Annotated in this window: 10 protein-coding genes; 1 reads left to right on the top strand and 9 read right to left on the bottom strand. The window is 45.4% G+C overall.

The window, feature by feature from the left end; all coding sequences use genetic code 11:
- Positions 1–14 precede the first annotated feature (14 nt).
- From fni to KFT32_RS11855, 9 genes are all read right to left on the bottom strand, one after another.
- Positions 15–1,121 carry a type 2 isopentenyl-diphosphate Delta-isomerase gene (gene fni, locus KFT32_RS11895; RefSeq protein ID WP_211747421.1) on the bottom strand — a complete coding sequence of 369 codons (1,107 nt, stop codon included), beginning with the start codon at positions 1,119–1,121 and terminating at the stop codon, positions 15–17.
- A gap of 144 nt (positions 1,122–1,265) precedes the next feature.
- On the bottom strand, positions 1,266–2,750 hold the full coding sequence (locus KFT32_RS11890; protein WP_211747420.1) for a phytoene desaturase family protein: 1,485 nt from the start codon (positions 2,748–2,750) through the stop codon (positions 1,266–1,268).
- Complete coding sequence (locus KFT32_RS11885; RefSeq protein ID WP_211747419.1) at positions 2,747–3,901, bottom strand: glycosyltransferase family 2 protein; 1,155 nt, start codon at positions 3,899–3,901, stop codon at positions 2,747–2,749. Before KFT32_RS11885 ends, KFT32_RS11890 begins: the two co-directional genes overlap by 4 nt.
- 3 nt (positions 3,902–3,904) lie before the next feature.
- Entirely contained in the window at positions 3,905–4,642 is a 738-nt protein-coding gene (locus tag KFT32_RS11880; RefSeq protein WP_211747418.1) for a lysophospholipid acyltransferase family protein, read from the bottom strand.
- A complete protein-coding gene (locus KFT32_RS11875) occupies positions 4,611–5,381 on the bottom strand; it encodes a carotenoid biosynthesis protein (RefSeq protein WP_211747417.1) in 771 nt (256 codons plus the stop codon). Before KFT32_RS11875 ends, KFT32_RS11880 begins: the two co-directional genes overlap by 32 nt.
- A complete protein-coding gene (locus tag KFT32_RS11870; protein ID WP_211747416.1) occupies positions 5,381–6,253 on the bottom strand; it encodes a phytoene/squalene synthase family protein in 873 nt (290 codons plus the stop codon). Before KFT32_RS11870 ends, KFT32_RS11875 begins: the two co-directional genes overlap by 1 nt.
- Positions 6,250–7,713, bottom strand: coding sequence for a phytoene desaturase family protein (locus tag KFT32_RS11865; RefSeq protein WP_211747415.1), 1,464 nt, complete (start codon positions 7,711–7,713; stop codon positions 6,250–6,252). Before KFT32_RS11865 ends, KFT32_RS11870 begins: the two co-directional genes overlap by 4 nt.
- On the bottom strand, positions 7,710–9,260 hold the full coding sequence (locus KFT32_RS11860; protein ID WP_211747414.1) for a phytoene desaturase family protein: 1,551 nt from the start codon (positions 9,258–9,260) through the stop codon (positions 7,710–7,712). Before KFT32_RS11860 ends, KFT32_RS11865 begins: the two co-directional genes overlap by 4 nt.
- 259 nt (positions 9,261–9,519) lie before the next feature.
- The gene (locus KFT32_RS11855; RefSeq protein WP_211747413.1) at positions 9,520–10,461 is read right to left on the bottom strand and encodes a MerR family transcriptional regulator; all 942 of its coding nucleotides are present in this window, start codon (positions 10,459–10,461) and stop codon (positions 9,520–9,522) included.
- A gap of 241 nt (positions 10,462–10,702) precedes the next feature.
- Between KFT32_RS11855 and KFT32_RS11850 the strand changes: the two genes are divergently transcribed.
- Positions 10,703–12,214: a phospholipase D family protein gene (locus tag KFT32_RS11850; protein ID WP_211747412.1), complete on the top strand. Its 1,512-nt coding sequence runs from the start codon at positions 10,703–10,705 to the stop codon at positions 12,212–12,214.
- Positions 12,215–12,328 lie beyond the last annotated feature (114 nt).

Raw genomic sequence — 12,328 nt, 5'->3', positions numbered from 1 at the left:
AAATAACACCTTCCTTACTTGATCGTTTTGATCAGTCGTGGAGTGCCTTGCAAATCAAATGGACGAGCAGCACCTACTCCAAACATAGCCGTTCGAAGTTCAAATTCTACCTGGGCAAGACGAGAATGAAGTGCTTCTTCGGAGTGAACGGCCGCTTCAAGAAGCGATCTTCCGAAACCGGCGAGATCTGCGCCAAGCGCAATAGCCTTCGCAGCGTCCACGCCGGAAGTGAGCCCACCGCTGCCAATTATAGTCCCTTTCGGATTCATCTGTCTCACCTCTGAAATGCATTCTGCCGTAGAAATGCCCCAGTCTACAAATGCTTCCGCAGCTGCTCTTTTTACCTTGTCCGCGTTTCTGAATTTTTCAACCTGAACCCAGCTTGTACCGCCGGCGCCAGCAACGTCAACAAAGGAAACACCCGCCTCATACAATTTAGCAGCCGTTTCTCCATCAATTCCCCAGCCGACTTCCTTTATTCCTACAGGAACAGAAACTTCTCGGCACAATAGCTCTATCTTCCGAAGGAGTCCACTGAAATTCGTGTTTCCCTCCGGCTGAAAAATTTCCTGTAATCCGTTCAAATGCAGCACGAGCATCGAAGCACCTGCAATATTAACCGCCCGCTGACAAGCTTCCCTACCAAACCCATAGTTCAGTTGTACAGCTCCAAGATTCGCAATAATCGGTATCGTAGGAGCAAACTTACGCATGGAAAAAGAAGCCGCTAGTTCCTCTTTCTCTACTGCTGCCCGCACAGAACCAACACCAAGAGACCAGCCCCTTGCTTCAGCTACAGAAGCTAACCGTTCATTAATCTTTCCTGTCGCTTCACTTCCCCCTGTCATCGAGCTGATCAATAACGGCGTGCGAAGATCCTGGCCCAGAAACTGTGTATCCAGATGAATATCTGCAAAATCAAGTTCGGGTAGAGCTGCGTGCCGAAACCGATAAGACTCAAAACCGGCGGTAATTCCTTGTGCGTTTACGTCTTCACTAAGACAAAGCCGTACATGTTCTATTTTCCGTTCACCGGTTGGGACTTCAGGCAGCAAGTGCTCGTTAACCCCTTGAAAATCCTTATCGTTATGTATTTTGTTCCCTTGTTCCGTGTCCCGCATGTCCTGTCTCCTTTACCCTATACGTTTCAAACGTCCCTTTTCAGATAGAGTCATTATAACGTAAAAATGAGATTCTCGCCTTGCGTAAAGAAGCACCGTTCTTCTTCTCACACATTAATATTGGGTGAATTCATATTAGTCTCTTTATCTACGCCCAAGGCGAGCGATTTCCTCTGCAACCAGCCTGCCTGATAAAGTGACAATAGGTGTCCCTCCTCCAGGATGTGTGGTCCCCCCTACAAACCATAGGCCCTCTATATCTTTGGAACAGTTGGAAGGACGAGTGAACGTCTGTCTCGCCGTATTCGAGGAAATTCCGTAGATACTCCCTCGGTAAGCAAGCGTATCCCGCTGAATATCTTCTGGAGTGTAGTGACTCATTACGTCTGCCTGTTCAAGGTCAGGAATGCCAAGTTCAGAAAGACGCCGTATTAGTTTTTCTTGATACGCAGGCAGCTCCTGCTCCCAACGCCAAGCTTTTGATACATAAGGTGCATTGGCAAGTATAAATAGATTACTTGCACCGTCTGGTGCCAAATCCGGTTCTGAATAGCCAGAGTAACACAAATACAGCGTAGGATCTTCGGGAGCTCTTTTTTTGCTGAAGATATCAGTGAACTCGGCTCGGTAATTCTTCGGAAAGAAGACGGTATGATGATGAAGTTTGTCGTATTGTCTTTGGATACCAGCGAGGGTAACAAACCCAGACAAGGATGGCTCATATTGCTCAAGTCTACGGTTGTTCATAGAAGGGCGTTCTTGTTCAGGAATAAGCAACTGATGAATACTAAGCACATCCCCGTTGGCAATGACAACATCCGCCGAGTATTCACCTTGATCCGTTTCTAATCCAGTAATCTTCCCAAGATGAGTTTTGATTCGTTTGACCTCTTCACCGGTACGAAGGACAACTCCCTTCTCCCGTGCTAATTTTTCCATCCCTGAAATCAGCGAGTAAGTACCGCCCTCAACTCCATACACCCCGAGCTCTGCTTCCACGTGACCGAGCATCGCGAAGATGGATGGCGCTTCATAAGGAGAAGAGCCCACATAAGTCGCGTATCGACCAAACATAGCTAATGTATAAGGATGGCGAAAATACCGCTGAAGTAGTGTATCCAGCTTCGTTAGTGGTCTAACACGCAGCAAGCTTTTCAGCATAGATAAGTTATATTTATCCTGTGGATGGAGCATTAACTGCCCCAGGAATTTCTGGTTTGCTTCACAGTACAATGCCTCAGATTCCTTCATAAATGCTTCGTAATGTAATGCATCTTCTGGACTGTATTTAGCGATCTGTTCTTTCATTAATACCCGGTCCTTGGAAAGGTCTACCGTCGTACCGTCAGCAAATACATTTCTTGTGCGCGGCTCCAGATCATAGAGCTTCACGTAATCTTCCATCTGTACACCTGCTAATTCAAACACTTCGCGGAAAATATGGGGCATCGTAATGGTGCTCGGCCCACGGTCAAAAGTATAGCCGCCGAGCTGAATTCGCTGCAGTTTACCACCGGCATGTTGTTGCCGCTCAATAATCGTTACCTCAGCCCCGAGTGTGGCAAGGCGAATGGCCGAAGACAATCCTCCGAACCCTGCTCCGATAATAACTACTTTTTGGCTGGTCAATTATAGCGCCTCCCTTTCCATACGTATCCTTTCCCCGTGACCGCCCCAAGCCAGGAAGAAATGCCAATAGCTATAACACAAGCAATACTAGCCGGCTGCAATAAAGACAACCACAGCGGGTGCCCCCCCGTCCGGTCTGCTACTCTTTTTACTAGCATCCCAAGCAAGGTCCCAAGTGCGCCCCAAGCCATTAGCTGCCCTTCACCAGAGAAAAGTCCGAACAGGAAACTGATCGGCGGTAGAAGATAAAGAATAGCGTACATTACGAGAATACAAGTGAGCAGCAAACCACTGCGTCCTAGACCCTCGTACATGTTTTTCTTGTATCCGTTCCATACCTCAGCAGCATTCTGATACATTCGTGTACGCGTGTGAAAATGTACATCTGCAAGTGTAACGGGATGTCCTGCTCTTTTTACCGCACGGGCAAGCTGCATATCATCCAATAAATCCGCTTTGATCGCTTCATGACCACCGGTTGCTGCATACGTATCACGATGAATGAACATAAAAGCTCCCGTAGCCGCAACAAAACGGGCATTCTGCGAACCCCTGACACAGACAATAGGCAGATGACTAATGATCGTAAATTTCATCATCGGTACGACGAGCTTTTCTAGCCATGTCTCCGTAATTTGTCGAGGAAAACCGGTGACCAGTCCTTTTTCCTGAGCGATTGCTGTGGTAAGAACAGCCGATAGTGCCTCTTTTTCTAACCTGACGTCCGCATCCATATACAGCCACCACTCACCCGTTGCTTGCTGAGCAAGCTGATGACATGCATAGGATTTGCCCATCCACCCTGAGGGAAGGTCCCTTCCTTGCAGAATGCGTAACCTACGATCATGAACTGCCAATTCTTCTAGGATTTCGCCGGTTTTGTCTTCTGATCGGTCATTCAGAACAATCACTTCCAGCTGGATCTCTTTCGTATCCGCCCCCAGCACGCTTTCTACACAGTCTCTGATGTGAATCTGTTCATTACGTGCAGGTATTAACACTGAGACCCTAACTTTTTCGTCTACTGAGTCAGATTTGTTATCTCCTTTCCCTCCAAGAAGGGGGAGCTTGGACCGATTCCAGATAGAAAAGATAAGCTGAACGGCAAGAATACCGCAAAGGATTAGCAGCAAATAAAGAAAATAATTCATCGTTTATACCCGCTTCCGTACAAATACATCATCAAACCGCTCGCTTGTAGAGCGTCCTGATTTCACCAAAGGTTTGTATCTCTCTGGCCTGTTGTCTACACAGGTCATCACTTCTAATTTCTGCTGATTTAGCTGCTCTTCCATCACTGCTTCTAACTGGCGAGTGATCACTCTGCTGTCAAGATCGCCCCAGTTCTCCAAGAGCGGGGGACCCGCCATAAGCAGGGCTTCCGGCTTGTCTTGCCCATACATGCCGTGTACTAGAGTTACTGGTATCACTGCCGTGTTCGGCAATCGTCGTAACAGGACTCCGATCCCTCGCTGAAAGGATAAAGGACGCAAATCCTGATGAGTGATTTTTCCTTGGGGGTACATCCATACCCGTTTTCCTGAAAGTAATAACTGTACCGTATATTCGAACGAGGACCTCACATCCGCAGCAGACTCTTTGTTTATGGAAAAGGCCCCTAATTTACGAAAAAAGGAAAACTTATTCAGCTGTTTTTCTTCCATCATGACATAATGGTCATGGCGAGTAAGCAGGCGGAACGTATGGTAAGCAAGAAGACCGTCCCACCATGAGCTATGATTCATAATGTATAGAACGGGATGATCCTGAGCGATTACCGGATCTAGATTTCCTGCAAAGCCGACATACCTAAACCGTCGCTCCAGCAAATATTTTTTGTGATATTGGAAAAACATCTGATCAAAAAGCCGAGACTTGTTTGCGGACAGCATACTGATGCCTCCCTTCCGCAAGTAAAATACCAAGTGCAGCAATCATACCGCTGCCATAAAGCCCTGCCTGAACGGCAAGCAAACCAAACAATAGGATGAACATTTGATATAAGGTTTTACCTCTACGCTGAATCACTGGATCAGAAGGTATAGGTGGAATAAAGAAGGACAGTAGCCCTCCCATCACAAACCAGCTGATAAAATTGGTCCAGGGAACTCCGTAAAATCCTCCTGCTCCTTCCCAGTTCCAGAATCCGCGGTGGTGAGCTACGGGATCTAGTACCAGATCCATCATGAGCGCCCAAGCCCCCGTCTTCATTGCTCTCATCGCTTTGCTCTTCCAACCATATCCTCCTCCGCTAAGAAGTGCTGAATTCCCTACCACAGCAATCCATGCAAATCCGAGAGTAAAAGGAACGGCAAAGAGGTGAGGCCCAAAAATATGAGAATACGTATAGGCTCCGAATGGCCATCCGGTATGAACGCCAACCCATTCTACAGCCATTCCCCCTGTCCAAATAACGATGGCCATCAGCCACATAAGCGGCTCTCTCCACCATCTGACTGACCGGTCGGACAGTTTGTTTTTTTCGTAATTCCTAAATATGAGATCAATCGCACTCAGGGCATACAAAATTAAAAATAAGCCATTAGAGAAAGAGAGCGCATCGGGTACGCCAATGGTTAATAACAGTACGGCTCCAATACTGTACCAAATCCAGTATACAAGCTGAATCATCAGGATACCGCCGCTTTGGAGCCTTCTCTCCGCAGAGTAGGATATCTAGCAGCGATCTCAAGAAAAAGCTTCATTTTATTCTCATCGTTCACATAAGCCCGCAGTGTAAATACATCATGATTATTTCTCTCCACTGCGTCTAGAATCGAGGCATAGAAAGAAGCTGCTAGTTCAATGGCTAAGCCACTTACTGGAGGATAGGTGTTTACGTCTGATAAACCCGTTTCAAACCAGCGAAGTGCCATCTGTTTAAGTTCTGTAAGTATAGATACGAATCGTTCATCTATAATCCCCTTATTAAAATCTTCTTCTGTATAGCCATGAGCTGTCATCATATCGAGCGGAATGTATCTGCGTCCTCTTCTTTGATCTTCACCCACATCCCGAATGATGTTAACGATCTGCATCGCTTTGCCAAGCGCAATACCTGATTCCAATATCTTCAGCCCGCTGTCATCGCGCAGAACAGGCAATAACATCTCACCGACGGTTCCAGCAACAAGGTAGCAATAATGTTCAAGCTCCTGAACCGTTGTATAGTGAGTCAACGTCAAATCCGATAATTGTCCATCCATTTGCCTGAAAAAGGGCTCTTTAGATAGACTCGGAAAGGTACTAAATAACCAACGAAGCGCTGGCCAAATAAAGTGATCCTCAGCTCGCTCAAGATTATGTAAATGTTCTCGAAGCTCATGAATGGAATAAGGAGCTTTCTCCGGCTCATCTACGCTGTCATCAATAATTCGGCAAAAAGCATAAATCACAAATACCGCCTCACGCCTTGGGCTCGGCAAACCATAAAAAGCGTGGTAAAACGAGGTGGATCCTTGCTTGATCATTTCCTCGCAACGTTCAAATACCGTTTCGTTCATGATCCCAACTCCTTTATTAGTTGATTTGCTGCCAGCTTCGCGCCCTGCATTACGATAGGAACCCCTCCGCCTGGATGAATCGAGGCGCCTGCCGCATACAAGCCTTGGATGTTCGGATAGGGTTTCGGCTGAGGACGATATACACCGGATTGGAACAGTACCGGCGCAATCCCAAAGCTGCCTCCTCCATACAAACCATCACGTTTAGCATCGTGAGGTGTACGTACTTTTTGCCAGCGGATATGTTTTCTGAGACCAGGAAAAGCTTTGTTTTCTGCCTCTTCCAGTACTTTCTCGACTAGTTTTTCGGTTTCCTCCCCGTGAGTGAATGTTTCTGCATTGGGCACAGGAATTAGAAAATAGAGAACGCTATGACCTTCTGGTGCAGCTGATTCATCTGTACTAACAGGATTAAACACATAAAAAGATGGATGATCCGGAAGAGTGCGTTTTTGGAATACGTCTTTCATATTTGAAACAAACGCATCCGGAAGGAAAAATTGATGTGTTGTTGCCTCCTCAAACCTCTTTTCTACCCCCAAATACACTAAAAGACAGCCGGAAGAAGCCTTGAACGTCCTTTTTTTTCGCCTTTGTTTCGTAGTGAGCAGTCCAGTAATTTGGGGGAAATCCCCATTATAAATAACAGCATCATAAGAGGCAGTGCCCCTTGAAGTAACTACCCCTTTACAAGATCCATCTTCTACAACTAGTGATTTCACTTCTTCATTGAGATGAAAAATCGCCCCTCGGTTCTTTAGTTCCTCTGCCAGCATCGGTGCAAGCGCAGCATATCCGCCTTTTACCATCCATACACCGTACTCATGCTCTGCATAAGGTAATAACGTATAAATACCCGGCGTAGACAGCGGGGAACCCCCAATGTACAGACTTTGAAGAGAATAAGCGTCTCGTAGCTGCTCACTGCGAAAATACCGACTCATAGCAGAGCGTAAACTGGTATATGCTCTCATCTGTTTTAGAAGGCGTGTCATATCCCGGCTATAGAAATCTCGTTGATTTGAAAAAGGTCGTTCGAGAATGGAGCCTACTCCTTTTGGGAAAAGCGGATCCATCTCAGACATAAACCGCTGAAACCCTTGTCCTTCTCCGGGAAAAACACGGTTAATTTCAGCTACCTGTTCTTCACGGTTTGACCACTTGCTAAGTACTCTTCCGTCTTCAAAATAAAAACGGTGCATCGGGTCGCATCGAATGAGTTCCACTCGCGAACGATCCACACCAGCCTCCTCCAAAATGTCCAGGAGCATGTCCGGTAAAAGAACAATGGTTGGGCCTTGGTCAATCCGGTAAGGCCCCTCCTCCTCATAGGCAAGCCTACCGCCTACTCGATGCGACTTTTCATAGACCGTCACTTGATAGCCCTGTTTAGTCAGAAGTAATGCAGCAGTAAGTCCTCCAATACCGGAACCAACAATAGCGATATGTTTCTTGTTCATGTCAGTTGCCCTTCTTCCCTTTGGTGCTTCGAGAAGGAACGTGATGTTTGTTTTTTGGCATCATCCTTCTGAATCAGTCCCACTGATATTTTTGCTGACTCGAAAATAGTAGGCAGTCCGCTGCCTGGATGGGTTCCCCCACCAACGAGATAGACTCCTTCAACTTCCTCAAATCGGTTATGCGGTCTTAAATACATCATCTGTCCAAGCTTATGTGAGAGATTAAAGAGCGCTCCATTATAAATATCGAGTTCCTTCTCCCATTGTAGTGGTGTAAAGAATAGTTCCTCTTCGATATGTTCCGACAAGCCCGCAAGTTCCGGAATTTGTTCAAGTCGGTCCAGCATGCTTTGACGAATTTCCTGACGCTGCGCGTCCCAATCAATGTCAGCTGTAGTATTCGGTGTTGGCATCAGTACATACAGTGCTGACTTCCCTTCAGGTGCAAGTGTCGGATCTAGCACAGAAGGATTGTGGACATAGATGGATGGGTCTGTGGATAACGTCTTGTGCAGAGTCATCTCATCCACATTCGTACGATAATCCGCGGCAAAATGAACGGAGTGATGAGCAAGATCAATTTTTTTATCCACACCAAGGTAGAGCATCGCTCCTGAGCAGGAATATTTCATATCTTTTATCCGCTGTGGAGTATATTTTTTCAGTACCCCTGGCTCAAACAACGTATTCATCGAAGTAGCAAAATCACCGTTGAGTACCACATGATCTGCCAAAACTTCTTCACCGTTCTTCAAAAGGAGGCCCTGTGCCCGTCCCTGTTTAACGAGGACTCGTTCCACCGCTGTACCGGTATGAATGGTTCCACCATATTCCCCGATGACATCCGCCATTGCTTGAAATATTTGATTTACTCCACCTTTCGGATGATGTAATCCGAAATGATGTTCTATGTACGAAAGGATCGTAAACGCTCCCGGGCAATCCCATGCCGACATCCCCAAATACTTCGCTTGAAATGTAAATCCCCATCTGAGCCGCTCATCCTTAAAGTATCTAGAAAGTCGGCCATATACTGTATCTTGCAAGTGGAGATAGGGCAGTGCCTGGATTGCATCTTTTTTTATGTAATCCGATAATTTGCCAAATGGTCTGCGCAGCAGCGGTTCTACCTTTTGGTATTTGATCGCCTCATCTCGCATAAAGTTTCTATAGTTCTGCTCATCTCCGGGAAAAACACGAGCGATCTCTGCTTCCGTCTTCTCTTCATCACTCGAGGGTCTGAATACCGTATCTCCAAAATGAAGAGAATAGAGTGGATCGAGCTGCTCCATATCAACATAATCGTATAAAGATCGGCCAACCTTCTCGAACATTTCCTCGAGTAAATGAGGCATCATCAGAAAGGTAGCACCGCGATCAAAGCTATACTCTCCGAGCTGTAGTTTCGCAGATCGGCCGCCGATCACAGATTGTTTTTCGTATATATCAACTTTATATCCTTGTCCGGCAAGCAGCATGCCCGCCGCCAAACCGCCGGGTCCAGCCCCGATAACAACAGCACGTCTTTTTTGCTGATTTCGATTCATTGTGGACTCACCTTTCTATAATTGAGGTTAGGATTAGCGGATATGATAGACAATATTCATAGGTTTACCACAATATTCATATCAAACATTATACAAACATAATACAAATCTCCTTAAATAAAGTAAAGTTAAGACAAAGTTTATACAAACCTATTACACTAATACTTGAGCTTACTAACAAAAAAAGCACGCTCTTTTAGGAAACCTAAGAGCGTGCTTTTTCTAATATCTTTTACCCATTCATCACAACATGTTAAGGCTATTTTCTATAATATAGGTCAGCCGGGTGTGACCTAGACATATAGGTTAGTGTGAACCAATCTTGCCAGCTATGGGCGCTCCCCGTCATGATCCACTGCGGATACTTAGGAGCTTCCAGCTTCTCATATCCTTGTCCGCCAAGCACAAACTGCATTTCAGGAGCATGCGATATAATCGTCGTTATCATATCATCTGCAGCTTTTGCCATGTCTTCGTTTGTTACCGATACACACACCAGATCAATCTTCTGATCCTCAAGAATCGGTATAACTCCGTCCGTAGGAGTGTTCGCACCCAAATAAAGTACCTCTGCTCCATTTTTGCGCAAGAATAGGCTAAATAATAGTAACCCAACCTGATGATGCTCCCCTTGAGGACAGAGGGCAAGTACCTTTGGCAAATGTGGATAGATCGGAAATAGATGAAAAAACTGATAAAACCGTTGAGAAATGAGCTGTGTCATAAAATGCTCCTGAGCGACCGAAGCCCGTCCATTCTCCCAAGCATCTCCTACCCGAATGAGTATAGGAACTAAAACACGATAAAACATCGCATCATATCCGTACATCGTAAAACCAAAATCAATCAGAGCGTTTGCACGTTCCCCCTGAAATTGGTATAAGGACTGGTAAATTTGATCCTCCATCTTCCGTAATGCATCTTCCGTTCCTCCCTGAGGAATAGGTTCAGCGAGGATTGCATCCGCCTTACTCTGTTCTTCCTTATGGGATTGCAACAGACGTACGGCATGGGAAATGCTCATATGGTGAGAATCTATTTGCTCTTTAAGCCAGCGCAAATCCTCTACATTTTGTTCGCTATACATCCGGTATCCCGAATCTGTTCGCATTGGCTCCACTGCATGGTATCTATTCTCCCATGCTCGCAGTGTTACAGCAGGAATACCCAACATTTCTGTAACCTGTTTAATTGAATACAAAAGGCATTCACTCTCTTTTCTTCTATCATCCGGTCCTTAGTTAAGGGCTCAAACTCCCCAAAACATTCTACAAAAATAGTACACTCATTATACACAAACCGAAAATCACTGTCGATAACCTGACATATTCTAGAATAACTGCTTGCTTCAATTGTTGTATGTTTGTGTTAATAGTGTGCAGGCTACATAGATATACTTTTCATGCCCATAGCAACTATTAGACCCGAAGGGACGTCTCGTTATGAACAAGAATCATAAAAACCATTCAGTGAATCCAACTTCCTCTCATCCCTATCCTATAAAATCCGTTACAAAAAGACATGAACGAGTAAAGAAAATCATTTTCTGGTTTGTTCTCATAAATATAGTGTGGCTGGCTGCAGTTATTGTCTATCAAATGAATAAACCACTTCCTCCGGGCGTTGCTTATGAAGGCCAGATACATAACGTAAGTGATGTTGAATTTCTAACAGACCTTACCTATCCCTCCTCCGATGGATCGATGAAACATGAACAGCAAATCATGAAACGAATGGAAAAGGTGGTTTCCGAAGCAGAACAGTTCCTTGTTATCGACCTGTTCTTATTCAACAATTATCAGCACACGGATCAGAAATTCCCCCAAGCGAGTGAACGGTTCACTAACTTGCTCATCAACAAAAAGAAAGACAACCCGGCGATGGAAATGGTCTTCATCACAGATGAAGTGAACACCAATTACAATTCACATCCGAATGCTCTTCTAGAGCGAATGAAGCAGCATGGGATTCGAGTCGTTGTTACGGATGTAGACTCCCTTCGTGACCCCACACCGATTTACTCTGCTGTGTGGCGTACTTATTTTCAGTGGTTTGGGCAATCGGGAACCGGCTGGCTACCAAACTTGATGGCGAGTGACGGTCCAGATGTCACCCTTCGCTCGTATCTCAAACTCTTGAATGTAAAAGCTAACCATCGAAAGCTGGTGGCCAGCGAGAAATCGGCTATCGTCTCCTCTGCCAATGTGCATGACCCAAGTATTTATCACTCCAATATTGCCTTTGAAGTGAGCGGAAATATCATCGGGGATATGCTTAAAGCAGAGCAAGCCGTTCTGGATATGTCAGGAGGAGGTCAACTGCCGACATTTACTCCTTCTCCTGTAAATGAGCAAGGTTCTACTCAGGTTCGTTATTTGACGGAGGGAAAAGTAGCAAACTACGCACTTGATCTAATGAACGAAGCGGAGAAAGGAGATACCCTTTGGATGGGAATGTTCTATCTGGCAGATCGGGATATTAAATCGTCACTACTTGATGCCGCTTCACGCGGAGTTTCGGTCAAGCTTATTCTCGATCCGAACGAAAATGCGTTTGGTCAGAAAAAAATAGGCATCCCAAACCGCCCAGTTGCGCAGGAACTGGTGGATGAATCAAAGGGTCAAATTGAGATCAGATGGTATAACACGACCAAAGAGCAGTACCACACGAAGCTTCTGTACCTATCGCGCAGTAACGGTCCCCAGCTCATTCTGGGTGGCTCAACGAATTTTACGCCGCGTAATCTGAACAATTATAATCTTGAAAATGATCTCTACATTGAAGCACCAGAAAATAGTAAAGTGGCTACTCAAGTGAATGGTTATTTTCAGCGTTTGTGGACGAATAAAGATGCCGAATACACGCTGGACCTCGCTGAATATAAAGATGATATTCCATTTTTCAAAGACCTGTTATACAAGTTGCAATACTCTCTAGGCTTCACCACGTTTTAACGATTGCTAAATAAAAAAAAATGTAAACCTGCTGATCACGTATCATTTCAGCAGGTTTTTCTCATACTCAAACAAACAACGAATAGGCCAAAAAAGGGTTGACACCTGACTTCT

Source organism: Paenibacillus sp. Marseille-Q4541, assembly GCF_018310695.1.
Taxonomy (GTDB): Bacteria; Bacillota; Bacilli; order Paenibacillales; family Paenibacillaceae; genus Paenibacillus.
This window is presented reverse-complemented; position numbering and strand designations above follow the sequence as displayed.